Source organism: uncultured Stenotrophomonas sp. (assembly GCF_963519125.1).
Taxonomy (GTDB): Bacteria; Pseudomonadota; Gammaproteobacteria; order Xanthomonadales; family Xanthomonadaceae; genus Stenotrophomonas.
This window is the reverse complement of the sequence record NZ_CAUQLJ010000019.1, coordinates 23,968-49,704: the sequence shown is the minus strand read 5'-3', so window position 1 is coordinate 49,704 and position 25,737 is coordinate 23,968. Positions and strand designations below refer to the sequence as shown.

Genomic DNA, 25,737 nt, shown 5'->3' with positions numbered 1-25,737 from the left:
GGATCAGGCTTCCGGGGCGGCGATGCGGTATCCGATGCCATGGCGGGTCTGGATCAGCGGAACCTCGAACGGCTTGTCGACCACGGCGCGCAGGCCATGGATATGCACGCGCAGCGAGTCGGAATCGGGCAGTTCTTCGCCCCAGACGCGGGTTTCCAGCTCCTGTCGGGTGACCACGGCCGGTGCAGCTTCCATCAACGCCTGCAGGATCTTCAGGGCAGTGGGATTGAGCTGAAGCAGCTTGCCCTGGCGGCGAACCTCCAGGGTGTCCAGGTTGTATTCCAGGTCGCCGGTTTCCAGTACCCGGGTCTGCACGCCCTTGCCGCGGCGCGACAGGGCGTTCAGACGCACCTCCACTTCCTGCAGCGCGAACGGCTTGATCAGGTAGTCGTCGGCACCGGAGTCGAAACCGGCCAGCTTGTTGTCCAGCGAATCCCGTGCGGTCAGCATCAGCACCGGGGTCTGCTTGCGCGCTTCATTGCGAAGCTTGCGGCAGACTTCGATGCCGTCCATGCCCGGCAGATTGAGATCCAGCACGATCGCGTCGAACTCGTGCACAACCGCCAGGTGCAGGCCGGTTACGCCGTCGGCAGCGAAGTCCACGGTGTGGCCGCGGTCTTCGAGGTAGTCGCCCAGGTTGGCGGCGATGTCGCTGTTGTCTTCAATTACAAGAATTCGCATGTGACCTCTAGTTGATAAGGTTGCCGCGTCCGCGCTGCGCGTTGCCCAAATCACGCTCGGCATTGGCTTTGTCGCGTTCGCGCTGGGCAACGGTCCTGCACTGCGTCGTCGAGCGGTTGGAACCGGTCGCCTTTTCGCGCGTGCAGATCTGGCGGCTATCTTCGCGCGCCTGCGTCAAAACCGTGTTCACAATTTGTTGGTCGTTATACAGCTCGAGCTTGGCCGCCTCGGGAATTCCGTGCTGGTTCGGGTACTGGTCGAGCACGCCACGCATGCGGCCCAAGGCTTCGCGGACCTTGCTGCGGTCTTCGAGGCGAAGCTCGGAATAGGTCTCGCCGTCGTTCATTTCCTTTTCGATGCGTTGCATCTGCTCGGCAAGCGGCTTGCCGCGCGCGAACACCTCTTCCTTGGGGGCCGCCTGCGCCGTACCCAGCGCCAGCAGGAGGGCTGCAGCTCCGGCAGCCAGAATCATTCGCTTCATCACAACCAATCCTTAGTTTTACTGAACGGAACCCCGAATGTATCCCCGCTGCCTTGACCTCAGCAAGTGAGCCAAGGCAGGGATGGAAAAAGGCCCAGGCGGATTCCGCCTGGGCCTGAAGTCATTCCCGATTACCGTTATCTGCTGAGGAGGGCAGAGCTGCGGTCCGTTGAAGCCTACGCCGGGGGCGATTAAACCGGTGTTAAAACCAGCCACGCCCGCGCCATTAATTTTCAATGCTTTGATTTTACTGGCTTTTTCACGGCAGCCACCTGCCCCGCCACGTGTTCAATGATGCGGCCAGCCAGGTCGTCCTGGTTGATGCCTTCAATGCCTTCCAGGCCAGGGGTGGAGTTGACCTCCAGCACCAAGGGGCCCCGGCTGGAGCGGATCAGGTCGACGCCGGCCACGCCCAGCCCCAGAGCCTTGGCCGAGCGCACGGCCACCTGCTGCTCGGCCCGGGTGGCCTTGGCCGCGCGGGCGCTGCCGCCTGCATGCAGGTTGGAGCGGAAGTCGCCTTCGGGGGCCTGGCGCTGCATGGCCGCCACCACGTGGTCACCCACCACCAGGCAGCGCAGGTCCGCGCCCTGGGCTTCGCCGATGAATTCCTGCATCAGGAAGTTGGCATACAGACCGCGCAGGGCCTCGACGATGCCGCGCGACGCGCTGGCCTTTTCGGTCAGGATCACGCCCCTGCCCTGGGTGCCCTCATTGAGCTTCACCACGTGCGGCGGCGGGCCGAGCATGGACAGCAGGTCCACGGTGTCGTCCGGGTTGTCGCCGAACACGGTAACCGGCATGTCGATGCCCTTGGAGGCCAGGATCTGGTGCGCACGCAGCTTGTCGCGGGCCCGCAGGATGGCGTCGGAGGGATTGGGGGTCACGGCCCCCATCATCTCGAACTGGCGCAGCACCGCGGTGCCGTAGCGGGTGATGGAGGCGCCGATACGCGGAATCACCGCGTCCACCCCGGTGATCGGCCGGCCCTTGTAATGAAGGGTGAAACCGTTGGCCGCAATGCGCATGTAGCAGCGCAGCGGGTCCAGCACCCGCACGGTATGCCCCCGCGACCGCGCCGCGTCCACCAACCGCCGCGTGGAGTACAGCTTGCTGTTGCGGGAAAGGATGGCCAGTTTCATCGCAGCTTCGGGGGTGGGGAAAGACGCGAAGCATAGCGTGCGACGTGGAAGATCGGATGAGGTCGGAAAATGGCCTGTCAGGCAAAGGATTGTGCGCATCGATCACGTTCGCGCACAGCGTGGCCGAGTGCACCAAATGAATCGAGAAACAAATCCGACAAAAGTTTCGCAGCGAGGAAGCAACACTCGCACAGCTGAAGACACAGAGAAGAACAGGTCGCGAGCAGCCCCCTTTAGTAAAGGGGGCGCGCCGACAGGCGCGGGGATGTGGAGGCATGGCCGCCACGCTCCATGGTTTGCTGCGCAAACCGTGGAGCGGGTGAAGGGAATCGAACCCTCGTCAGTAGCTTGGGAAGCTACAGCTCTACCATTGAGCTACACCCGCATGGTGCGCCGCAATTCTATGCGGCTGAGGCCTTGAAACGCAACGGGCGGCACTGGGCCGCCCGTTGGGTTCATGCCGGTCGGGCCTTAGAAGCTGCCGCTGACCGTGGCGAACAGGCTCACGTCACGCGCGCGCTTCTGCATGGCGGTGGTGCTCATGCCGATGTTGCTGTTCAGGCCGAACATGGTCATGCGCGCACCCAGTACGGCGGTGGCGTAGTCCTTGTCGAACTCCAGGCCCGGCACCTTGTACATGCCAACGTCCGGCATGGTCTGCAGCCAGGCGCTGGCCTGCTTGTCGTCTTCGAACTCGTGGTCGTAGGTGACCTGCACGTACGGCTTGATGCTGCCGCCGTCGAAGCGGGCCTGCCAGCCAAGGCGGCCAACGGTGGAGTCGGCGTCCTGGTTGGCGTAGCCCAGCGCGGTGGCGCTCGGGTTGGATTCCACGTAGCCGTCCAGCTTGACCTGCTGCCAGATCACCGCCGCCACCGGACCGTGGCGGAAGCCGCCTTCGGTGCCGAACTCGTAACCGGCGTTCAGGGCGACGGTGAGGTTGCTGCCTTCCGGCGAACCGGTGTGGGTGCGCTCGGCCGGGCCCAGCTGCACGCGACGGGTCACGTCGTAGTCCAGCCAGCTGTAGCTGACCTGGCCGTTGACCCACACGTTGTCGCCATACCAGCCGGCGAACAGGCCCAGGGTGGCGTCGGACTGGGTGAAGTCGCCCTTGCTGTTGCCGAAGTCGGCGTCCATGCGGCCGTAGCCACCGAAGCCGCCCACCACCATGCCGTCCTTCGCCCAGTCGATACCGAACAGGCCGGCCGGCGCCAGGCCGTCGTACAGGTCGGCGTGGTCATAGCGCTGCATGTCGCCACGCAGGCCGCCCCACCAGCTCAGGCCGTCGGCCGGACGACCGTCGAGGTGCGAACCGACTTGGTCGGCACGCGCGCGGCCCACGGTCTGCGCCGAGTGGGTCAGGATCTGCTGGTTGCGCGGGGCTTCCAGGATCGAAAGGGTGTACTGGCCCAGCATCTGGTGGGTGGCGGTGGTCGGGTGCACGCCGTCGGCGAACACGTAGTTGTTGGCCGCGTTCGGGTTGACGTAGGCAGTCGGGTTGCAGGTCAGCGACGAGGCCGTGGTGCAGGCCGGGCTGGTGACGTTGACGAAGCCGTAGGTGGCCGGACTGGCGACGATTTCCTGCAGGATATGGAAGGTGTCCACCGGAATCACCTGCAGGCCGGCGGCCTTCAGGCCACCGAACAGGGCGTCGTTGTACGCCTTGGCCAGCGCGGTGCCCTGCGCCATGCCCACGGCGCCGCCGGCGCGTGCGGCCGGGGTCAGGCCGATGTCCGGCAGGGTCGGCACTACGATGTACTGGGCGCCCGCGTTCTTCAGGGTGCCGACGATGCCGACCTGGTCGGTCACGGCTGCGCCGAGGGTGGCCTGCAGCGGTGCGCCGGCCTGGATGGCGAACAGGTCATTGGCGCCGCCCCACACGGTGTACAGCGCATTGGCGTCGGCCTTGCCGCCGTTGGCGGCCAGGTACTGCGCGGTCTGGGTCTTGAGCGAGTAGACCGGAATGGCCGGGGTGCCCGGGGCCAGGGTCTGGGTGGTGTCCACGCCGACACGGGCGCCGCCGATGGCGTAGTTGTCGCCATTCTGGCCGTTGCCGTGGGCGGTGGCGTTGGTGCCGTAGTAGTCGGCCACGTACTGGGCCCAGACCCAGCCCGGGTTGGTGGTGAACTGGCCGGTGACCGGCTGCACCGAGGCCGGCAGCAGCGGGCGGAAGTAGCCCTGGTCGGTCAGGCTGTCGCCGATGAAGACGGTGCGCGAATACGGGGACTGCGCCATCGCCGGCACGGCGGCCAGGGCGATGGCCACGGCCATCAGGGAACGCAGGGGACGCTTGCTGAGCTGCATGAAAAAAACTCCATTTCGGGTGAGGACAGCCGACGTACGCCGGCGCACGGTGCCATGGTTCCACTGCACCCCGGGGACATCACGCTGCGTTGCGGCATGGCCGGGGCCAGGGCGTCGCAACAGGCAGGCGGGACACCGCCGGGATGGGTTCCGGTGGGGGCGCAAGGGTACGCAGAAGTGACCACTTTGGGGGACAATCCCGTCATGAACATCGTGCTCAACGGCGAACCCCGCCAGCTTCCGCAAAGTGCCACCGTCCTGGACCTGCTGCAGACCGAACAGTTGACCGAACGTCGGGTGGCGGTGGAGGTCAATGGTGAGATCGTGACGCGCAGCCTGCATGCGACCCGTGCGTTGGAGGAAGGCGACCAGGTGGAAATCGTGCACGCCTTGGGTGGTGGCTGACCGCCGGACCGGACAGGAATGGTCGGGTTGGGCGATAATTCGTGGCATGACTGCTCATTCTTCCCCCGATTCGCTGGTGATCGCCGGCAAGACCTATGCATCCCGGCTGCTGACCGGGACCGGCAAGTTCAAGGACCTGGATGAAACCCGCGCTGCCACCGACGCAGCCGGCGCCCAGATCGTGACCGTGGCGATCCGCCGCACCAACATCGGGCAGAACCCGGGCGAGCCGAACCTGCTGGATGTACTGCCGCCGGACCGCTTCACCATCCTGCCCAATACCGCTGGCTGCTACACCGCTGAAGATGCGGTGCGCACCTGCCGGCTGGCGCGCGAGCTGCTGGACGGCCACAACCTGACCAAGCTGGAAGTGCTGGGTGACCAGAAGACCCTGTACCCGGACGTGGTGCAGACGCTCAAGGCCGCCGAGCAGCTGGTCAAGGACGGCTTCGATGTCATGGTCTACACCTCGGATGACCCGATCCTGGCCAAGCGCCTGGAAGAGATCGGCTGCGTGGCGGTGATGCCGCTGGCCGCGCCGATCGGTTCGGGGCTGGGCATCCAGAACAAATACAACCTGCTGGAAATCATCGAAAGCGCGAAGGTGCCGATCATCGTCGATGCCGGCGTCGGCACCGCCTCGGACGCGGCGATCGCGATGGAGCTGGGCTGCGACGGCGTGCTGATGAACACCGCCATCGCCGGCGCGCGTAATCCGGTGCTGATGGCCAGCGCGATGCGCAAGGCCGTTGAAGCCGGGCGCGAGGCGTTCCTGGCCGGGCGCATTCCGCGCAAGCGTTATGCGAGCGCGTCCTCCCCGGTGGAAGGGTTGATCGGCTGATGACCAATCCCTTCGACAGCGCAGGCGCCAAGGCGCCGCCCAAGCCCTTCACCGCCACCGAGGGCCGCCGCGAGGTGCGCAGCTTCGTGCTGCGCCAGGGCCGCTTCACTCCCGCCCAGCAGCGCGCGTTCGACGACGCATGGCCGCGCTTCGGGCTGGACTACACCGGCCAGCCGCGCGACCTGGATGCCACCTTCGGGCGCGACGCGGGCAAGGTGCTGGAAATCGGCTTCGGCAACGGTGCCGCGCTGCGCTTTGCCGCGCAGCAGGACCCGAGCCGCGACTACATCGGGCTGGAAGTGCACGCGCCCGGCGTGGGCCGCCTGCTCAACGCGCTGGCCGAGGACAACGCCGACCACGTGCGCCTGTTCCACCACGACGCGGTGGAAGTGCTGGAAAAGGAAATCGCCGATGGCGCGCTGGACGAAGTGCGCATCTATTTCCCGGACCCGTGGCACAAGAAGCGCCACAACAAACGCCGCCTGATCCAGCCGGGCTTCGCCGAGCTTCTGGTGCGCAAGCTGCGCGTGGGTGGCCGGCTGCATTGCGCCACCGACTGGGAAGACTATGCCGAGCAGATGTGGGACGTGCTCGACGCCACCCCCGGCCTGAGCAACCGCGCCGGTCCGCGCGGCCAGGTGGAGCGACCGGCGTGGCGACCGCAGACGCACTTTGAAACCCGCGGCCAGAAACTTGGCCACGGGGTGTGGGACCTGCTGTACGACCGTACCTGATCCCATCCCAAGGAACCGCACCACCCCATGGACACCACGCTGACGCTGACCACCGACATGAAGCTCGTTCTCGGGCTGGTCGGCTTCACGATGGCGATGTTCCTGTTCGAACGCATCCGCGCCGACGTGGTGGCGCTGGTGGTGCTGGTGGTCCTGGGCGTGACCGGCCTGATCGCGCCGGAGGAAATCTTCGGCGGCTTCAGCGGTAACGCGGTGATGAGCATCATCGCCACCACCATCCTCGGCGCCGGCCTGGACCGCACCGGGGCGCTGAACCGGCTCGCGGCGTGGCTGCTGCGACGCGGGCATGGGGTGGAAACCCGGCTGCTGATGATGACCACGGCGATTGCCGGTTTGAATTCGTCGTTCATGCAGAACCCGTCGGTGATGGCGCTGTACCTGCCGGTCGCCTCGCGGCTGGCGGCGCGTACCGGGCTGACCCTGCAGCGGTTGCTGCTGCCGATCGCCGCCGCGATCGTGATGGGCGGCGCGCTGACCATGGTCGGCAATTCGCCGCTGATCCTGCTCAACGATCTGCTGGCCTCGGCCAACAACAACCTGCCCTCCGGCCTGGCCACCATCGAGCCGCTGCGCATGTTCGCGCCGCTGCCGATCGGCGTGGCCCTGCTGATCGCCTCGCTGCTGTATTTCCGCTACTACGGCGACCGCAAGCTGATCGAGGAAGAGAACCTGGTCAACGACGGGGTCACGCCCGCACGCACCGAGAGCTACTTCGCCAAGACCTACGGCATCGAAGGCGATGTGTTCGAGCTGGTGGTCAGTGCCGAAAGCCCGCTGGTGGGCATGACCCTGGGCGAGGCCGAGAACCTGCACGATGCCCCGCTGCTGCTGGCCCTGAAAACCGGCAACGACACCCGCCTGGCGCCGCCGGCGGAAATGCGCATCTGGGTCGGCAGCGTGCTCGGTGCGATGGGCCCGCGCGAGCAGATCCACGATTTCGCGCAGAACCAGTTCCTGCGCATGTCTTCGCGCCTGAAGCACCTGGGTGACCTGTTCAACCCGAGCCGTGCCGGTATTTCCGAGGCGGTGGTACCGCCGACCTCGAACGTGATCGGCAAGAGCGCCGCCGACCTGCGCCTGCGCAAGGAGCGCGGCATCAGCCTGCTGGCGATCAACCGCGACAAGCAGGTGATCCGCGAGGACGTGCGCGACGTGCAGCTGCGCGCCGGCGACATGCTGGTCTTCCACAGCATCTGGACCGACCTGGCGCAGGCCGCGCGCAGCCGTGACTTCGTGGTGGTGACCGACTACCCGACCGGCGAGCAGCGCCCGCACAAGTTCAAGATCGCGATGGCGATCTTCGCGCTGACCATCCTGATCGCGCTGACCAGCAAGCTGCCGGTGGCGCTGACGCTGATGACCGGCGTGGCCGGCATGCTGCTGACCGGCGTGCTGCGCATGGACGAGGCCTATGCCTCGATCAACTGGAAGACGGTGTTCATGATGGCCGGGCTGATTCCGCTGGGCTGGGCGATGGACAGCAGTGGCGCGGCCGCGTGGGTGGCCGGGCACACCATCGACCGCCTGCCCACCGGCATTCCGGTGTGGGTGCTTGAGATCGCGCTGGCGCTGTTGACCACGGTGTTCTCGCTGGTGATCAGCCACGTGGGCGCGACCATCGTGATGGTGCCCATTGCAGTGAACCTGGCGCTGGCGGCCGGCGGCAGCCCGACCGCGTTCGCGCTGATCGTGGCGTTGTCGGCGTCCAACAACCTGATGACGCAGTCCAATCCGGTGATCTCGATGATCACCGGTCCCGCGAATTACACCCCGCGCGAGTTGTGGCGCGTAGGCGCGCCCTTGTCCTTGATCTACACCGCCGTGGTGGTGGTGATGATCAACCTGATGTTCTGAGGAACACCTGTCCCTCGTGCACCTGCACGGCTACGGATCGCAGCCTGTCCCCCTTGCACGGCCCCGCAACGCACTCGCCGTCGGTCAACGAGAACGACGCCCCATGCGCGGCGCACACAAGATCGCCCGCCTTGCTCTTGAGGAACTGCCCCGGCGCCCAGTCCAGCCGACGGCCGGCATGCGGGCAGATGTTCAGCCAACCGCGCACCTCGTCGCCTTCGCGGTAAAGCACCAGCGACTCATGGTCGCCGTCGATGCAGCCTTCCACCTCGGCAAAACCCTCGTCGGTAATACGTTCCAGCGCGATCAGCGGGGTGGCGGAAACATCGGAAACAGACATGGCAACACGATCCAGCACAGGGTTCGCCATTCTCGCACGCCCTCATCTGGCTGGCTCCGCGATGAACACAAGTGATTGATTTCAAATGAACGAGCGTCGCGATTAACGTATTTTTCACTCAATGACAGAAGGGTGTCGGGATACTGGCAGCTCGCTGACTTCAGCCAAAGAACCGCCATGTACAACCGCTTCCAGTTCAACCAGTTCCGCTCCCTGTTTGCGCCGCGCAAGCCGCGCCATCCGTTGGTGCGTGTTGCGGTGGGCCTGCTCGGTCTGGCGATCCTCGCCGCGTTGGTGTTCGTGGGTGTGTTCGTGGGCGCGGCGATGATCATTGCCGGCGTGGCCTGGAAGCTGCTGGCCAACCGCAAGCAGGCGGCGCGTGCGGCCGACCCGCAGGTGGTGGAAGGCGAGTACCGCGTGGTGCGCAAGCAGGCGCTGCCGTTGTCGCGTTGATGTGTTCTGCCGGGCAGAGCCCGGCGCTACACTGCGGGCATCCCTCACTCTGGATGCGCGCATGACTGATGTAATCCCCACGCCCGAACCGACCCGCATTCCGGTTGTCGGCGGCGGTACGTTCCCGGTGCGCCGCGTGTACTGCGTGGGCCGCAATTTCGCCGACCATGCCAAGGAAATGGGCGCTGCGGTTCCCGCGGCGGACGATCGCGGCCGCCCGATGTTCTTCAGCAAGCCGGCCGATGCGATCGTGGTCGGCCATGACGATGTGATCCCCTACCCGCCTGCGACCCACGACCTGCACCACGAAGTGGAGCTGGTGGTGGCGATTGGCCGCGATGCGCCGGCGGGCGAGCTGCCCGTGGACCAGGCCGAGGCGCTGGTGTTCGGCTACGGCGTTGGCCTGGACCTGACCCGCCGCGACCTGCAGGCGGCAGCGAAAGCCAAGGGCCATCCGTGGGATACGGCCAAGGGCTTTGATTATTCCGCGCCGATGAGCGAACTGGTGCCGGCCGCCGAAGTCGGCGACCTGGCCGCGCTCAATCTTTCGCTGGAGATCAACGGCGAAGTGCGCCAGCAGTCGCTGCTCGACCAGATGATCTGGAACGTGCCGGAGATCCTGCACGAGCTGTCGAAGCTGTGGGCGTTGCGTGCCGGCGACCTTGTGTTCATGGGCACGCCGGCCGGCGTTGCGGCATTGAAGCCCGGCGACCGTTTCAGCGCGCGGCTTGAAAACGTGGCCGAACGCCACGGCATCATCGCCGGATGACGACATGCGCTGCGCTATGGTGCAGCGTCATTTGATATCCCCGCTACAGGAGAACCCGATGGGAATGCTGACTGAGTTCAAGGAATTTGCCATGCGTGGCAACGTCATCGACCTGGCGGTCGGTGTGGTCATCGGTGCTGCGTTCGGCAAGATCGTTACCGCGCTGGTCGAAAAGATCATCATGCCGCCGCTGGGCTGGTTGATCGGCCGGGTGGATTTCTCGGAAATGGCGTGGACGCTGGCGCCGGCGCGGGTAGCCGCCGATGGCACCGAGATCCCGGCGGTGGTGATCGGCTATGGCGATTTCCTGAACACGCTGGTGCAGTTCGTCATCGTGGCGTTTGCGATCTTCCTGTTGATCAAGGTGATCAACCGCATCGCGCGCAAGAAGGAAGCTGCGCCCGCTGCGCCGAAGGAAGAGATCCTGCTGCTGCGTGAGATCCGGGACAACCTGAAGCAGTGATCGGCTGATCCGGGCAGTGCGTCGAGCCGGGCAGAGCCCGGCTCCACCCCACCAGAGCCCCCGCGTTTGCGGGGGTTCTGCATTTTGGGATACAGCGTCCGCCGGACCATGACCTTGCGCCCATGTGCGGCGCGGGCAGGCTGCTAAGCTCGAAGGCTTCCGCCCTGTTGCCCCGGAGTCCGTCCCATGCGTCGCCGCGTTCTTGCCATCGCATCTTCCCTTGCCCTGCTGGCCGCCCCGGCGTTCGCCGCGACCGGCACCACCACCCTGCCGCCGAAGTCGCTGGCCACCGCTGCCGAGCTGCGCGAACAGGCCCTGAAGGACGACACCGGCTGGAAGGTGGTGGAATCGCTGACCACCGAGATCGGCCCGCGCATTGCCGGCAGCGAAGCCGACGCCCGCGCGGTGGCCTGGGCCGAAGCCAAGTTCAAGGCACTGGGCTTCGACAAGGTGTGGAAAGAGCCGGTGACCTTCCCGAAGTGGGAGCGCCGCAGTGAACATGCCTCGGTGACCGGGAAGCATGCGCAGCCGCTCTCGATCACCGCACTCGGCGGTAGCCCGGGTGGCACGGTCGAGGCCGAGGTGGTGCGCTTTGCCGACCTCGCCGCGCTGCAGGCCGCGCCGGAAGGCTCGCTGAAGGGCAAGATCGCTTTCGTCGATTACCAGATGACCGCCTACCGCGACGGCCGCGATTACGGCAAGGGCGGCGCGGTGCGCAGCAAGGGGCCGTCCGAGGCGATCCGCAAGGGTGCGGTGGGCTTCGTGATGCGCTCGGCCGGTACCGACTCGCATCGCGTGCCGCATACCGGCATCACCCGTTTTGATGACGGCCTGACCCCGGTGCCGTCGGCGGCGCTGTCGGTGCCCGATGCCAACCAGCTGGCGCGCCTGGTCGCGCTCGGTCCGACCACGGTCAAGCTGAGCCTGGATTGCGGCTGGGATGGCACCGCCACCTCGTACAACGTGATCGGCGAGATCACCGGGCGCAGCCTGCCGAAGGAAGTGGTGGTGATTGGTGGCCACCTCGATTCGTGGGACCTGGGCACCGGTGCGATCGACGACGGCGCGGGCGTGGCCCTGACCATGGCCGCCGGCCACCTGATCGGCCAGCTCAAGCAGGCGCCCAAGCGCAGCATCCGCGTGGTGGCGTTCGCCAACGAAGAACAGGGTCTGTACGGCGGCAAGGCGTACGCCGAAGCGCACGCCAAGGACATCGCGCTGCACCAGCTGGCCGCCGAGAGCGACTTCGGTGCCGGCCGCATCTATGCGTTCAACACCGGCTCGCCGAACCCGGAAGGCTCCCGCGAAGCAACCCGCCAGATTGCGGAAGTGCTGAAGCCGCTGGGCATCGAGTACAACGCCGACAAGGGCGGCCCGGGCCCGGACATCGGCCCGCTGGCAGCCAAGGGTGGCGCGTGGGCGTGGCTGGCGCAGGATGGGACCGACTACTTCAACCTGCACCACACTGCGGACGACACCCTGGACAAGATCGAGCCGGCCGCACTGGCGCAGAACGTGGCCGCCTACACGGTGTTCGCCTACCTGGCGGCGGAGGCCGACGGCACCTTCGGCAGCGAAGCGAAGGCAACCACGCCGCCGAACGAGTGAGGGTGGAGGCGAAGAGCGGATCTTCGATCCGCTCTTCGCCGCCGGGCACCGTTTACCGGGCGCCCACCCATACCGTGCAGCCCGGTACGCTGTGCGGGTCGGGACGGTACACCGGGTCCTGCCCCAGGCCACGCGACGCCTCGTAGTCGCGCAATGCCGCAAACGCCGGCTTCTGCAACAGCAGCAACGCGATCACGTTGAGCCAGGTCATCAGGCCAACGCCGATGTCGCCCAGCGACCACGCCACCTCCGCGGTGTTCAGCGCCGAATACAGCATGGCGCCAATGAAGGCACAGCGGAACAGCGCCATCACGACCGGCGCGTGCCGGTTGCGCACCATGTACACCACGTTGGTTTCAGCGGTGTAGTACAGCGCCAGGATGGTGGTGAAGGCGAACGGGATGATCGCCAGCGCGATGAACGAGCGCCCGAAGCCGGGCAACGCCGATTCCACCGCCTGCTGCACGAAGCGCGGTCCGGCTTCCAGACCGGGCACGTTGGCGACCATCAACTGCGACGGCAGCGTCGGGTCGTACACGTTGTAAGCGCCGGTGGAAAGGATCAGGAACGCCGTTGCGCTGCAAACCACCATGGTGTCGATGTACACCGAACACGCCTGCACCAGGCCCTGCTTGACCGGGTGCGAGACTTCGGCGGCGGCGGCCGGATGCGCACCGCTGCCCATGCCGGCTTCGTTGCTCATCACGCCACGGCGCACGCCCCACTGGATGGCGGTGCCGATCATCGCGCCGAACGCGGCGTCCTGGCCGAACGCGCTGCGCAGGATGATGGCGAACATTTCCGGGACCGCATCCAGGTTCAGCGCCATCACCACCGCTGCCACCAGCAGGTAGCCCACCGCCATGAACGGCACGATCACCTGTGCCACCTGGGCGATGCGGCGCACGCCACCGAAGATCACCATGGCCACTACGGTGCCGATACCGGCGGCGGTGATCCAGCCGGGCACTGCCCACGCTTCATCCAATGCACTGACGATGGCATTGGACTGCGTGCCAGGCAGCAGCATGCCGCAGCCGATGACCGTGCTGATCGCGAACAGCACCGCATACCAGCGTTTGCCCAGGCCCTTTTCGATGTAGTACGCAGGACCGCCGCGATACATGCCGTTGCTGTCGCGCTGCTTGTAGATCTGCGCGAGGGTGGACTCCACGAACGCGCTGGACGCACCGAGGAACGCGACGATCCACATCCAGAAAATCGCGCCCGGGCCACCGTAGGCGATCGCCATGGCGACGCCGGCGATGTTGCCCACGCCGACGCGGCTGGACAGCGACAGACTGAGTGCCTGGAACGAAGACACCCCGGCGGCCGAGCTGCGGCCCTGGAACATGAGCTTGAGCATCTCAGGCAGACCGCGCAGCTGGATGAAGCGGGTGCGCACGCTGAAGTACAGTCCGACCAGCAGGCACAGGCCGACCAGTGCCGGACTCCAGACGATACCCAGCAGCTGGGCCACGGTCTTTTCAAGGGTCATATCGAACATGGATCACTCCCTTGCAGCGCGCGCATCAGAAGAACATGCCCAACGCGATCTGCGGATTGACGTAGCTGCCGGTGTTGCGGCCAGCCACGGTGAACTCGACACCGGCGATCAGACCGACGCTGGGGCTGAAGTGGTACTGCACGGCCGGCGCCAGGGTGACGTTGCGGCTGCCGGGACGGCGTTCGTCGATGCGCTGCATGGCGCCGTCGGCGTCGGCGGCGTAGCCGCTCAGGTGACGTTCGCTCTGGCGGCTGACCGCGAACTCCATCACGCCGACCCACTTCGAATTGAAGCTGTACTCACCGGCGGCGGACAGGCCGATCAGCGAGCCGGGCGCGAAGCTGCCACGGAAGCCTTCGGGGGTGCCGTACACGCTGTGGTCGTTGATCGCCACGCGCGCGGGCGCGGGGCTGGCACTGAGCTGGCTGCGCCAGCGCAGCGGGCGGCCGTTGGGCAGCCACACCACCTGCTGCATGCCCAGCCCGAAGGTGGTGCGCTGTACGCCGTCGCCCTGGGCGTTGAGCGGGTTGCCGTCGATGCGGTCATAGCTGCCGGTGGCGTAGCGCTGGCTCAGCGATACCGAGATGGCCGGGCGGGTGCCGTCGGCATTGGGCGCCTGCAGCAGGTATTGGACCATGGCGGTGGTGTCGCCAGCGCGGAAGCCACGGCTGCGTTCGCTGCCGGTCTCGGCACGCGAGGCGCTCAGGTTGACCTGCGCGGTGACCCGCTGGCCCAGGCCGTAGGCGATCGGCACCACGGTCAGCCACGCGCTGCTGCGGCCGTCGCTGTCGTGGCGTCGGCCGTCGCCGTCGAAGTGGCTGTCGCTGTTGATCCGCACCAGGTACGGCTCGACGAAGAGATTGCCCTTGGGCATGCCCGCCGGGTTGGGGGTGATCAGCGGCCCCATGAAGTTGACGCCGTCCAGCGTGCGCTCGTCGGCGGACGCAATGGCGGGCAGGCACAGGCCGGCGATCAGGGCGAAAGAAACAGGGCGCAGGGAACGCAGCGGGAAAAGCGTCATGGATTGCCTCCGGGGTGACAGGGGTGGTGCGGCAGGCCAACCCGCCGCACCGGCAATCTGCACAGGAAGCAATCTCGGAAAAATCGGTAAATCGCGCGAATATCGTGTTCTGTGCGCGAACGCACGCACGAAAATGCCTATCACGCCAACGGTGGCTTTGACCTTGTGGCGCACGCTGGACGCGCTACCGGAATTCCATCGAAAGCCGCGCGAAACGACGCGCTTGAGGGGGTGACGAAAACCCTGCGCACTGCGCGATGCTGTCGCTTTTCGCCGGTGCGGTTACGACAGCCATAAAAAAAGCCCGGCCAGAGGGCCGGGCTACCGGGATTCGTCACACCCCACGCGGTGAGCGCCACGGACAGACCGTGATCCGGACAACGGCGCCGCACTGGGTGGGTGTCTCTCCTCACCTACGCAGTGCAGTGCCGCTCTTGACTGTGACGCAGCGCGAACGCTGTGCACCATCCGAAAAATCCGAATCCGTTGTAAGCGCGACTTCATTGGAGAAGTCGATCACATCGCGTGGGGCAGCGCGCGTCTGCGTTACCCCGAATTACCGTTGCGCGTACCAGTGCGACAACAACACCGCCGTTGCCGAAGCAACGTTCAAACTTTCCACCGCACCGCTGCCCGGGATCGAGACCTGCATGTCGCAGGCCTGTGCCAGTTCGCGATCCATGCCCTCGCCTTCGGCACCCATCACGTACACCAGCCGCGCTGGCAGCGTGGCCTGGAACAGGTTGTCGCCGCCTTCAACCAGCGTCGCAGCGAGGCCGAAGCCCGCGGCGCGCAGCTCGTCCATGGCCTGCGGCAATGCCGGCAGTCGCACCAGCGGCACGGCTTCCGCACCGCCTTCGGCAACCCGCGCAGCCGCGCCGGACAGCGCCAGCGTGGCATCGGGCGGCAGCAGCAGCCCGGCCACACCGAAGTGCGCGGCCGAACGCAGGATCGCGCCGAAGTTGTGCGGATTGCCCACGCCGTCCAGCCACAGCGCCAGCACCGGCTTGTCGCCGGGAAGATCGGCCATCCACTCGGCCAGCGACAGCATCGGCGCGCGCAGCACGTCGGCGACCACGCCTTCATGGTGGGTGGTGGCGGCGAGCTTGTTGAGGTCGCCCTCCTCCACCACGCGATAACCCACGCGGTTGGCCACGCACCACTTCAACAGCGGCTGCAGGCGCGGGATCAGTGCTTCGGCCAGGTACAGCTTGCGCAGTGCCTGCGGCCGACGTTCGAACAGGGCCTGCACGGCATTCCAGCCGTACAGGCGCAGCTCGTCATTGCCGCGCCCCGGCGGTGGCGGGGTGCCGCCTTCGCGCGGCGGCAGCGGGGTGGCCCGCGGCGGTCGCGACGACGGGCGGCGGGCGTTTTTCCAGGGATCATTCACTACGGGACGGCTCCAGCTTGCGTTGACGCCAGAAATCGGCGTTCTTGATGCCCAGGGCATCGGGGTCGAAGATCGGATCGAGGCCGAGCTTCTTCTGTCGTTCGTAATCACGCAGGGCCAGCATGGCCGGCTTCTGGATGATGAGGATGGCAATGATGTTCAGCCAGGCCATCAGGCCCACGCCGATGTCACCCAGCGCCCAGGCCAGGGTGGCATTGTGGAACGCGCCGAACACCACCATGCCGATGATGCCCAGGCGCAGCAGCAGCACGGTCAGCGGGCGCTTCTTGTTGTGGTTCACATAGCTGAGGTTGGTCTCGGCCATGTAGTAGTACGCCATGATGGTGGTGAAGGCGAAGAAGAAGATGGCGATGGACACGAACGCCGAGCCCCAGCCCGGCAGCACGGCTTCAACGCCGGCCTGCGCGTAGCCTGCGCCTTCCGGGATGCCGGCCAGGCCCTGGAAGATCGGCGCGGCGCCGGGCACCGGCGAGTACACATTGTAGGTGCCGCTGGCCAGGATCAGGAACGCGGTGGCGGTGCACACCATCATGGTGTCGAAGTAGATGGCGAAGGCCTGCACGTAGCCCTGCTTGGCCGGGTGCGAGACTTCCGAGGCGGCTGCAGCATGCGGGCCCGAGCCCTGGCCGGCTTCGTTGGCGTAGATGCCGCGCTTGATGCCCCACTCCACTGCCAGGCCCATCATCGCGCCGAACGCGGCGTGGGTGCCGAAGGCGCTCTTGAAGATGATGCCGAACATTTCCGGCACGCGGTCGTAGTTGATGATCATGATGACGATGGCCATCAGGATGAAACCGGCGGCCATGAACGGCACCACCACTTCGGCGAAGTTGGCGATGCGCTTGACGCCACCGAAGATCACCACGCCCAACAGCAGCGCGACCACGATGCCGATGCCCAGCTTCAGCGCCTGCACCGACTCCATGCCGAAGGCCTGGCCATCCAGCGGGCCGCACAGCGCGGTGCCACGGCAGGCGTTGATGATGCTGTCGGCGATGGCATTGGCCTGCACGCCCGGCATCAGGAAGCCGGCGGCGATGATCGTGGCGATGGCGAAGGCCAGCGCGTACCACTTCAGGCCCATGGCCTTTTCGATGTAGTACGCCGGGCCACCGCGGTAGCGGCCTTCGGCGTCCTTGGTCTTGTAGATCTGCGCCAGGGTGCATTCCACGTACGAGGTGGACGCGCCGAGGAAGCCCATCACCCACATCCAGAAGATGGCACCGGGGCCGCCGAAGGCGATGGCGGTGGCCACGCCGGCGATGTTGCCGATGCCCATGCGGCCGGCCATCGACATGGCCAGGGCCTGGAACGAGGACACGCCGGCGTCGGATTTCTCACCCTTGACGGTGAGGCGGCACATCTCGACGAAACCACGGATCTGCATGAAGCGCGTGCGCAGGCTGAAGAACAGGCCGGCGGCCAGGCACATGAAGATCAGTGCCTTGCTCCAGATGATGCTGTTGATGAAATGTACGGTAGCTTCCACGCGCGCTCTCTCCAGTCGGCGGGTTGTAAGGACGTCCCGTCGGCTGGAGGGGACCGGTCGATTCTCCCTGATCGAAGGCCGCTGCGGTAGCGCTGTTTTGTAGAGCCGAGCCCATGCTCGACTTGGGCCCCCGAGGGCAGCCGAGCATGGGCTCGGCTCTACAGCGGCCCGCCCGCGCGTTCAGGGCAGCTGCGTGCGCACCCGGGCGAAGCGGCGCAGGTCGTGCAGCTCACCCCGCTTGTAGATCGCGCAGCGATCCACGCCCTCTTCCTGGAAGCCGTTCTTTTCCAGTACCCGTGCCGAGCCGAGGTTGAAGTCGACCACCCCGGCCTGCAGCCTGAACAGGCGCAGTTCGTCCATCACCCACGGCGCGAACAGGCCGACCACCCGGGTCATCAGGCCCCGGCCCCAGTAGGCCTGGCCCAGCCAGTAGCCCAGCTCGGCCATGTGTCCGCGCTCGGCCACACCCTGCTGGGCGCCGACGCTGCCGCAGGCCTGGCCGTCGATCTCGATGGCCAGGTTCAGGGTGCCGGGGGCCAGTACGCGGCCAGCGAGGAAGGCCTCGCCATCCTCGCGCGTGTACGGGTACGGGAAGCGATCACGCAGGCCCCGCGACACCTCGGCGTCGTTGGCATGGCGCAGCAGCGATTCCAGATCATCCGCGCGCCAGGGGCGCAGCTGGAAGCCATCGCCCCGCAGCAAAGTGGTCGGATCAAGCATGGCCACCCACCGAGGGCGACTCGGCTTCCTGCTTCTCCAGCTCGCGCTTCACCGCTTCAGGCGAACGGGTGTACGGGGCCAGCCGCGCGTAGAACGCCGGCACCACGAACAGCGACAGGAAGGTGGAGAGGGTCACGCCGAAGATGATCACGATGCCGATCGTGCCACGGCTGGCCGAACCGGGGCCACCGGCCACCACCAGCGGGATCGCGCCGACCACGGTGGCGATGGAGGTCATCAGGATCGGGCGCAGGCGCACCATGCACGATTCGACGATGGCGCGGTGTACGTCGCGGCCTTCGTCGCGCAGCTGGTTGGCGAACTCGACGATCAGGATACCGTTCTTCGCCGCCAGGCCGACCAGCATGACGATGCCGATCTGGCTGAACAGGTTGATCGTGCCTCCACTCACGTACAGGCCCAGCAACGCGCCGAGCACGCCCAGCGGCACGGTGAGCATGATCACCAGCGGGTGGATGAAGCTTTCGAACTGCGCGGCCAGCACCAGGTAAACCACCAGCAGGGCCATCGCGAAGGTCAAAAGCACCGCGCTGCCGGCGTTCTGGTACTCGCGCGATTCGCCCTTCCAGTCGATCTGCGCGTGCTGCGGCAGTTCTTCGCGGGCCGTCTGCTGGGCCCAGGCGATGGCTTCACCGAGCGGGTAGCCCGGGGCCAGGCCGGCGCTGATGGTGATCGAGCGCAGGCGGTTGAAGCGGTTGAGGTTGCCCGCTTCGGCCACTTCGCTGAGCGTGACCAGGTTGGACAGCGGCACCAGTTCGCCACTGTTCGCACGCACGCGGATGGCGGCCAGATCGTCAGGGCTGGCACGGCCTTCGCGACCCGCCTGGACCAGCACGTCGTACTCTTCGCCGTTGTCGACGAAGGTAGTGACGCGGCGCGAGCCCATCATGGTTTCCAGCGCCGAACCGATCGCGGTGACCGAGACGCCGAGGTCCGCCGCACGCTGGCGGTCGATGTTCACCCGCATCTGCGGGCGGGTTTCCTTGTAGTCCGAGTCCGGACCAACGAGGCCCGGGTTGGCCGCCATGCGTTCGAGCATGCGGTCGCGCCAGCCGGCGATCTCCGCGTACTCGGGGCCGCCCAGCACGATCTGGAACGGTTGGCCGCCACTGCGGACCAGGCCGCCGCCCACCTGCGTGCGCACGCGCACGCCGCGGATGCCATCCAGGCTCTTCTGCAGTTCGGCCGCGACTTCCGGGGTATCGGTGGTGCGTTCGCGCCACGGCTGCAGGAACACGCTGATGCGGCCGGTGTGCATTTCCTCGCTGGCACCGAAACCACCGGGCACGCGCGGGTTGGCGCGCACGATGGGTTTGTCTTCGCCGACGAACCCGGCGACGATCTTTTCCACTTCCTGGACCTGGCCGACGGTGTAGTCGTAGCCGGCGCCTTCCGGGCCGTCGATCATGATCTGGAACGAGCCACGGTCTTCGGCCGGGGCCAGTTCCGAGGGCAACACCTTGAGCAGCAGTGCGCTGGCGGCCAGCGACAGCACCATCACCGCGACGTACACCCAGATCTTGCCGACGTGGGCGTCGAGCACGCGCCCGTAGGCAGCCGAGACGCGGTCCAGATTGCGGTTGATCAGCCCATGCAGACCCTTCGGCGCCTGACCGGTGTGCGGCTTGAGCAGCTTGGATGCCATCATCGGGGTAAGTGTCAGCGAGACGAACGCCGACAGCGCAACCGCCGAGGCCAAGGCCACCGCAAGCTCGCGGAACAGGCGACCCGTGTTGCCCTCGAGGAAGCCGACCGGCAGGAACACCGCGACCAGCACGGCGGTGGTGGCGATAACCGCGAACGCCACCTGCGCGGTACCGCGCTTGGAGGCGACCAGTGGCGGTTCGCCGAGGTCGATGCGCCGTTGCACGTTTTCGACCACGACGATGGCGTCGTCGACCACCAGGCCGATACACAGCACCAGCGCCAGCAGGGTGAGCAGGTTGATCGAGAAGCCGAAGGCATACAGGGCGATGAAGGCGGCGACCAGGCAGACCGGGACGGTCACGGCCGGGATCAGCGCGGCGCGGAAACTGCCCAGGAACAGCCAGATCACCACCAGCACCAGCAGCATCGCTTCTACCAGGGTGGCGTAAACGCGGTCGACTGCGGCTTCAATGAAGGTCGTGTTGTCGAAGGCGACGAAGATGTGGGTGCCTTCGGGCAGGGTCTGCCCTACCCGCTCGGCTTCGGCGCGGGCGGTGCGGGCCACGTCGAGCGAGTTGGCCGTGGAGGTCTTGACGATGCCCAGGCCGATGCCGGGTTCGCCGTTGCTGCGGTAGTAGGCACGGCGCTCGGACGAGGCCAGTTCGATCTTCGCGACGTCGCCCATGCGCACGACGTAGCCGTCGCTGCCCTTGCCGAGCGGGATGGTGGCGAAGTCTTCGGGCTTTACGTAGTTGCGTTCGACGCGCAGGGTGAAGTCGCGGTCGGCCGATTCGATGCGGCCGGCCGGCAGTTCGACGTTTTCGTTGCGCAGTGCGGTTTCGACGTCACCGACGGTGAGGCCGCGTGCGGCGAGCTGGTCGCGGTCGAGCCAGATGCGCATGGCGTAGCGCTGGCGGCCACCGATGCGGACCTGGGCGACGCCGTCGAGGCTGGAGAAGCGGTCGACCACGTAACGGTCGGCGTAGTCGCTCAGCTCCAGCGTGTTCATGCTGGAGGAGGTCATGTTGAACCAGATGATCGGGTCGGCGTCGCTCTCGACCTTGGCAATTTCGGGCGGGCGCGCCTCTTCGGGCATGCGGTCGGCGACGCGGCTGACGGCGTCGCGCACGTCGTTGGCGGCCGCTTCGATGTCGCGGTTGGAGGTGAATTCGATGCTGACCTGCGAGCGGCCGTTGGAGCTGCGCGCGTTGATGGTGTCGATGCCTTCGATGCCGGCCAGGGCATCTTCCAGCACCTGGGTGATGCGGCTTTCGATGACGGCGGCGGAGGCGCCGGTGTAGTCGACCGAGACCGAGACGATAGGCGGGTCGATCGCTGGCAGTTCGCGCAGGGTCAGGCGGGTGAACGACATGATGCCGAGCACCACCAGCAGCAGGCTCATCACTACGGCGAACACCGGCCGCTGGATGGAGATGTTGGAGAGTTTCATCCGGCGGTGCCCGTGGCGGCCGCCGGTGCGGTGGTGGCACTGACCGGGCTGCGGACGGTGCCGGCCGGCGCCGGATCGGTGGCCTTTTCAGCCGGTGCCGGTGCCGGTGCATCCGCAGGCGCTGCGGTCGGCGCATTGCCCGGCGCGGGGGCGGCACTGTCTTCGACCTTCAGGCCGGGGCGCAGCTTGCCGGTGCCGTCGACGACGATGCGCTCGCCGGCCTTGAGGCCTTCGCGGATCTCGACGACACCGGAGCGGCGCGCGCCGCTGACCACGTCGACCCGTTCGACCGTGTGGTCGGGTTTGACGCGGTAGACGAAGGAGTCGCGGCCAACCTGGACGACGGCGATTTCGGGAATGACCAGCGCCTGGCGCTCGGGGCGGAACATGCGCACGTCGAGCAGCATGCCGGGACGCAGGGCGTGGTCGGCGTTGATGAAGTCGGCGCGGACGGTGACGGCGCGGGTGCCGGGGTCGACGCGGGTGTCGATGGTGGCGACTTCGCCTTCGAAGGTGCGGCCCGGGTAGGCGACGCTGGTGGCGCTGACCTTGTCGCCCTTGGCCAGCGAAGCGAGTTCGGCTTCGGGGACCTGGAAGTCGACGTGCATGCGTTCGATGTCGTCGAGGGTGGCGATGACGGTGGTGGGGGTGACCAGAGAGCCTTCGCTGACCTGGCGGATGCCGAGCACGCCGGCGAACGGTGCACGGACGCGGCGGTCGCCGATGTCGGACTGCATTTCGCGGACGCGGGCTTCGGCGGCATCGCGGATGGCGCGCTGGGTATCGAGGGTGGCGCTGGCGACGAGCTGCTGGGAGGCCAGTTCGCGCTGGCGCTTGTAAAGCTGGTCGGCTTCGGCAAACGTCGCCTGGGCCTGGACGAGCGCCGCTTCCTGGGCTTGGCCGCGCAGGGTGACCAGGGGGGTGCCGGCGGAGACCTGCTGGCCGCTGTCGAAATGGACGGCTTCGATGATTTCGCTGACCTTGGCGGTGACGGTCACCGATTCGCGGGCCTTGGCGGTGCCAAGCGCCTGCAGGGTATCGCTCCACGCGGAGGTCTGGACGACCTGGGTGGTCACCGGGACGACTTCGGCCTGCTGGCGGGCGTTCTCGCCTTTGCCGCCGCCGCACCCGGCCAGGATGACCAGGCCGAGGCCAGCTACGATGCGCGCGATGATGCGTCCCGACATGAAAAACAACCCTTGATCTTTCTTGACCGGCAAGTGTAGCCACCGGGGCTGTCGGGTATATGTGCCAAGCGTTTACCGGCCCCTTCACATCGGCGGGTGACATGCGCAACCCCTTTCGTGCTGGGGGTTTTCCGACGTGTAACGGCGTGTGTCAGCGCGTGTCGGATTACGTCGGGGCGGAGGTTGGGCCCGGAAGGGATGCCAGGGCGGTAGGGTCGGTTCCCAAACGACTGCCGATATATCCCATCGGCACGGTAACGCATGACCTCCGAACGAAAAAACGCCGTTGCCGTCCAGGTCCATGCGTCACCGTGCCGATCACCTTCCCGTGCGGTCGTTTGGGAACCGACCCTACCCGTGCGAGGCCCGCGCCGTTGATCACGGACGCGGACACTTCCGCCGTCAGTACATGTAATTCACCTTCATCCACAGCGTCCTGCCCGGTTCGTTGATGCGGACCGGGTCTGCCGGGAAGCCGAAATCCGCGCTGCCGGCAAGGTTGAGGTGTTCGCTGTAGGCGCGGTCGAACAGGTTGTCGATGCCGGCGCTGAGTTTGAGCGCGTCGTTGAAACGATAGGCCGCATTCAATGCGAACGTGGCGAAGCCGGCGCTGGGGCCGAGGTCGCGGGCGACGACGTTGCCCTCGCCTTCCGCCACGCGGTGCTGGTGGGAGACTGCGCGCAGCAGGGCGCCGGCGCTCCAGCGCTGGCCTTCCCAGCCGCCGCTCAGGCGCGCTTCGAGGGGCGGCATCTGCGGCAACGGGCCGCCGTCGCTGCGGTTTTCGCCCCAGGCGTAGGCCAGGGTGCCGCCGAGCTTCCAGCCCCGGCCAAGCGCGAATTCGGCACCGGCTTCGGCGCCGGCGATGCGGGCGTCGACGTTGCTGGCCTGGGCGGTGCTGCCCATCATGCCGCCGTCGCGGTAGGTAAACAGGATGTAGTCCTGGATGCGCCCGGCGTAGGCCGACACCCAGGCGTTCATGCGCGCGTCGCGGTATTGCAGGCCGATGTCGAGCTGGGTGGTCTTCTCCGGCTGCACCGCGCTGAAGGCGTTGATGCTGCCGGCCGGGCCCATGTCCGGCGAGAACAGCTCCCAGTAGTCGGGCATGCGCTCGCTGTGGCCGAGACCGGCGTACGCGGTGAGCGCGCTGCTGTAGTCCCGCTCGAAACGCAGGAAGCCGCTGCCCAGGTCCTCGCGCCGGGTCTGCCCGGCGGTGGGGTTGGGCATCGGCATCATGCCCATGCCGCTGGTGGCGCGTTCGTCGGTGACTTCGGCGCGGTCGATGCGCAGGCCGCCGACCCAGCGCTGGGAGGTGCCTTCGCCCAAGGTGATTTCGGTGAACACGCCTCGGTTCTGCTGGCGGGCGTCGGTGGACCAGGGTGTCAGTGTGTAGGTGTTGCGGCCCATGCCGTTGCGGCTGCGGTGGCGGCTGTCCAAGGCGTCCACGCCTGCGACGATGGCGATGTGCTGCCAGCGCCATTCCGAGGCGATGCGCCCGCCAGTGGTGCGTCGGTCGACGTTGGAGGCCATCGGCATCGGCATGCTGCTGTTCGGGTTGGGGTCGCGCAGGGTGTAGTTGTCCATGACGTGGTCGGCGTCGTTGTAGTACACGTTGGCCTGCAGCGTGTCCCACGCACCGGGCAGGTTGTCGCGCTCGAAGCGCGCGGCGTAGCTGGTGCGCTTGAAGGCGGCGCCGTCCATGCCGCGACCGGCGTAGCGCGCGAGGGCGTCACCGGTACCGGCGGAAAGTTCCAGCACGGTGTCGGCGTCAGGGGTCCAGCCGACGGCGACGTCGCTGTTCCACTTACGCCATTTCGAGGGGACCACGTCGCCGTTGCCGTCCCTGTAGTCGTCCGCTTCGGAGCGGTTGCCGTTGACCCGCACGTAACCCTGCGAGGCCCCGGCGGTGAGGTCGAGCACCTGGTCGTTGCGGTTGCGCGAACCGACCAGTGCGCTGGCGTCGAGGTCGATGCCCGGCGCGTCGAAACGCGGGGTGTCGCGCTCGAAACGTACGGTGCCGGCCGAGGCGCCTGCGCCCCAGCGCACGCTCTGCGGGCCCTTGATGATGGTGAGCCGGTCGAAGGTTTCCGGCGCGATGTAGGACAGCGGGTTGTCCATGCGCGAGGGACAGGCGCCGATCAGGTTGCCTTCGTTGCTGACGATGTTCAGGCGCGAACCGAACATGCCACGCAGCACGGGATCGCCGTTGGTGCCGCCGTTGCGGATGGCGGCGAAGCCGGGCACGGTCTTGAGGTAGTCGGCACCGTCACTGGCCGGGACCGGCTGGCGCGGCAGGCGTGGGTCGGTGACCCAGTGCAGCGGCGAGGACGGCGCGCTGGCAGTGACCACCATCGTATCGAGGGTACGGGCATCGTCGCGTTCGGCGGCGTGCAGGGGCAGCGCGGCAAGCGCCAGGGACAGCGAAACAGACAGGCGCGTCAGTGCGCCCGCGCTGCGGGAAGCAGGCATCATGTTGGAACTCCGGAAAACGCACAGGCGCACGGCGCCTTCAAGGCGTCGCGCGGCAGGAAAAGATGTCGGCGGTTTCAGGCGTAAAGCGGGGGGCCACGCGCGGCGTGCGCGGGCCAGCGCAGGCTGCGGGTGGCAACGGTGCGCGGCACCGGCGGGGCAGACAGCTGCAGCGCGTGCAGCAGGACGAACAGCACGGCCAGCCACGGCATCAGCCGCGAGGCCATCATGCAGTATTCGCAGGCTTCGCCATGGCCCGCGTGCGGGTCGATGGACGGCTTGGGCGCGGGCTCGGTCGAGCCCGTCGGCGATGTCGCCGGGCCATGCGTGGCCATCGCCTGCATGGAGGTGTCGTGCATGGCCATGTCGTGATGGCCCATGCCGTGATGATCCATCGCGGGCGCCAGCGCTTCGGCCGGCTCATCAGCGACAATCGCGGCAGCCATCACGTGCGCCATGCCGCCCGGCATCAGCATCACCTGCGGCCCCTGCGCCTGCTGCCAGCGGCTGACCAGCGGCGCCAACACCATCAACAGCGTCGCCACGAAGGCGAGCTGGAGCAAGGCGGCGTACGGGGCGCGGCGACGGTTCACCGCGCCATGATAACGCCCGGCATTCACAGGGGCCTCAGTATTTCGTGCGACCAACGGTCGCAGAGGCCGCACCGGCCCGCGGCGGGATCCAAATGGAGAAAAGCCCCCTTCTGTTGAAGGGGGCGCGCCAACGGC

At 66.9% G+C, this 25,737-nt stretch carries 22 protein-coding genes and 1 tRNA gene; 8 read left to right on the top strand and 15 right to left on the bottom strand.

What is annotated here, in order from left to right; translation table 11 throughout:
* Positions 1-3: 3 nt before the first annotated feature.
* The 5 genes from RYM47_RS15510 to RYM47_RS15490 form a co-directional block, all read right to left on the bottom strand.
* Positions 4-681, bottom strand: coding sequence for a response regulator transcription factor (locus RYM47_RS15510; protein WP_017356179.1), 678 nt, complete (start codon positions 679-681; stop codon positions 4-6).
* Between the two features lie 7 nt (positions 682-688).
* The gene (locus RYM47_RS15505; protein WP_315388948.1) at positions 689-1,162 is read right to left on the bottom strand and encodes a hypothetical protein; all 474 of its coding nucleotides are present in this window, start codon (positions 1,160-1,162) and stop codon (positions 689-691) included.
* A 233-nt stretch (positions 1,163-1,395) separates the two neighbouring features.
* Positions 1,396-2,301, bottom strand: a complete 906-nt coding sequence (rimK, locus tag RYM47_RS15500) for a 30S ribosomal protein S6--L-glutamate ligase (protein ID WP_315388946.1) — start codon at positions 2,299-2,301, stop codon at positions 1,396-1,398.
* Between the two features lie 311 nt (positions 2,302-2,612).
* Positions 2,613-2,686, bottom strand: a tRNA-Gly gene (locus tag RYM47_RS15495).
* Positions 2,687-2,772: 86 nt separating this feature from the next.
* Positions 2,773-4,602, bottom strand: a complete 1,830-nt coding sequence (locus RYM47_RS15490; RefSeq protein ID WP_315388945.1) for an autotransporter domain-containing protein — start codon at positions 4,600-4,602, stop codon at positions 2,773-2,775.
* A 204-nt stretch (positions 4,603-4,806) separates the two neighbouring features.
* On the opposite strand from RYM47_RS15490, the gene thiS reads away from it, so the two are divergent.
* From thiS to RYM47_RS15470, 4 genes are read left to right on the top strand one after another with little or no spacing between them, the layout of a single operon-like run.
* The gene (gene thiS / locus RYM47_RS15485; protein WP_315388944.1) at positions 4,807-5,007 is read left to right on the top strand and encodes a sulfur carrier protein ThiS; all 201 of its coding nucleotides are present in this window, start codon (positions 4,807-4,809) and stop codon (positions 5,005-5,007) included.
* Between the two features lie 46 nt (positions 5,008-5,053).
* A complete protein-coding gene (locus RYM47_RS15480; RefSeq protein ID WP_315388942.1) occupies positions 5,054-5,848 on the top strand; it encodes a thiazole synthase in 795 nt (264 codons plus the stop codon).
* Complete coding sequence (gene trmB / locus RYM47_RS15475) at positions 5,848-6,582, top strand: tRNA (guanosine(46)-N7)-methyltransferase TrmB (protein ID WP_315388940.1); 735 nt, start codon at positions 5,848-5,850, stop codon at positions 6,580-6,582. Before RYM47_RS15480 ends, trmB begins: the two co-directional genes overlap by 1 nt.
* Positions 6,583-6,609: 27 nt before the next feature.
* Positions 6,610-8,457 (top strand): SLC13 family permease, encoded by a 1,848-nt coding sequence (locus RYM47_RS15470; RefSeq protein ID WP_315388938.1) that lies wholly within the window; start codon positions 6,610-6,612, stop codon positions 8,455-8,457.
* Here the strand turns inward: RYM47_RS15470 and RYM47_RS15465 are convergent.
* Complete coding sequence (locus RYM47_RS15465; RefSeq protein ID WP_315388936.1) at positions 8,441-8,797, bottom strand: Rieske 2Fe-2S domain-containing protein; 357 nt, start codon at positions 8,795-8,797, stop codon at positions 8,441-8,443. The two genes, RYM47_RS15470 and RYM47_RS15465, sit on opposite strands and share 17 nt — an antisense overlap.
* 177 nt (positions 8,798-8,974) lie before the next feature.
* Here RYM47_RS15465 and RYM47_RS15460 point away from each other — a divergent pair, with 177 nt between their 5' ends.
* The 4 genes from RYM47_RS15460 (at position 8,975) to RYM47_RS15445 (ending at position 12,090) form a co-directional block, all read left to right on the top strand.
* Positions 8,975-9,250 carry a hypothetical protein gene (locus RYM47_RS15460; RefSeq protein WP_070207477.1) on the top strand — a complete coding sequence of 92 codons (276 nt, stop codon included), beginning with the start codon at positions 8,975-8,977 and terminating at the stop codon, positions 9,248-9,250.
* 61 nt (positions 9,251-9,311) lie between these two features.
* Positions 9,312-10,019, top strand: coding sequence for a fumarylacetoacetate hydrolase family protein (locus tag RYM47_RS15455; RefSeq protein ID WP_315388935.1), 708 nt, complete (start codon positions 9,312-9,314; stop codon positions 10,017-10,019).
* A gap of 58 nt (positions 10,020-10,077) precedes the next feature.
* The gene (mscL, locus tag RYM47_RS15450) at positions 10,078-10,482 is read left to right on the top strand and encodes a large-conductance mechanosensitive channel protein MscL (RefSeq protein WP_102945209.1); all 405 of its coding nucleotides are present in this window, start codon (positions 10,078-10,080) and stop codon (positions 10,480-10,482) included.
* 186 nt (positions 10,483-10,668) lie between these two features.
* Positions 10,669-12,090, top strand: a complete 1,422-nt coding sequence (locus RYM47_RS15445) for a M28 family peptidase (protein ID WP_315388932.1) — start codon at positions 10,669-10,671, stop codon at positions 12,088-12,090.
* Positions 12,091-12,142: 52 nt separating this feature from the next.
* Here the strand turns inward: RYM47_RS15445 and RYM47_RS15440 are convergent, their stop codons facing one another.
* The 9 genes from RYM47_RS15440 to RYM47_RS15400 form a co-directional block, all read right to left on the bottom strand.
* Positions 12,143-13,588: an alanine/glycine:cation symporter family protein gene (locus tag RYM47_RS15440; RefSeq protein WP_315388981.1), complete on the bottom strand. Its 1,446-nt coding sequence runs from the start codon at positions 13,586-13,588 to the stop codon at positions 12,143-12,145.
* Between the two features lie 34 nt (positions 13,589-13,622).
* Positions 13,623-14,618, bottom strand: coding sequence for a hypothetical protein (locus RYM47_RS15435; RefSeq protein ID WP_315388930.1), 996 nt, complete (start codon positions 14,616-14,618; stop codon positions 13,623-13,625).
* A gap of 556 nt (positions 14,619-15,174) precedes the next feature.
* Positions 15,175-15,948: a TrmH family RNA methyltransferase gene (locus RYM47_RS15430; protein WP_315388979.1), complete on the bottom strand. Its 774-nt coding sequence runs from the start codon at positions 15,946-15,948 to the stop codon at positions 15,175-15,177.
* A 52-nt stretch (positions 15,949-16,000) separates the two neighbouring features.
* Positions 16,001-17,518 carry an alanine/glycine:cation symporter family protein gene (locus tag RYM47_RS15425; RefSeq protein ID WP_315388928.1) on the bottom strand — a complete coding sequence of 506 codons (1,518 nt, stop codon included), beginning with the start codon at positions 17,516-17,518 and terminating at the stop codon, positions 16,001-16,003.
* Between the two features lie 180 nt (positions 17,519-17,698).
* Positions 17,699-18,238 (bottom strand): GNAT family protein, encoded by a 540-nt coding sequence (locus RYM47_RS15420; RefSeq protein WP_315388926.1) that lies wholly within the window; start codon positions 18,236-18,238, stop codon positions 17,699-17,701.
* Positions 18,231-21,356, bottom strand: a complete 3,126-nt coding sequence (locus tag RYM47_RS15415) for an efflux RND transporter permease subunit (RefSeq protein ID WP_315388924.1) — start codon at positions 21,354-21,356, stop codon at positions 18,231-18,233. The genes RYM47_RS15420 and RYM47_RS15415 overlap by 8 nt, the downstream gene beginning before the upstream one ends.
* Positions 21,353-22,543, bottom strand: a complete 1,191-nt coding sequence (locus tag RYM47_RS15410) for an efflux RND transporter periplasmic adaptor subunit (RefSeq protein ID WP_315388922.1) — start codon at positions 22,541-22,543, stop codon at positions 21,353-21,355. Before RYM47_RS15410 ends, RYM47_RS15415 begins: the two co-directional genes overlap by 4 nt.
* Before the next feature lie 402 nt (positions 22,544-22,945).
* The gene (locus tag RYM47_RS15405) at positions 22,946-25,012 is read right to left on the bottom strand and encodes a TonB-dependent copper receptor (RefSeq protein ID WP_315388920.1); all 2,067 of its coding nucleotides are present in this window, start codon (positions 25,010-25,012) and stop codon (positions 22,946-22,948) included.
* A gap of 74 nt (positions 25,013-25,086) precedes the next feature.
* Complete coding sequence (locus RYM47_RS15400) at positions 25,087-25,539, bottom strand: DUF2946 family protein (protein ID WP_315388978.1); 453 nt, start codon at positions 25,537-25,539, stop codon at positions 25,087-25,089.
* Positions 25,540-25,737 lie beyond the last annotated feature (198 nt).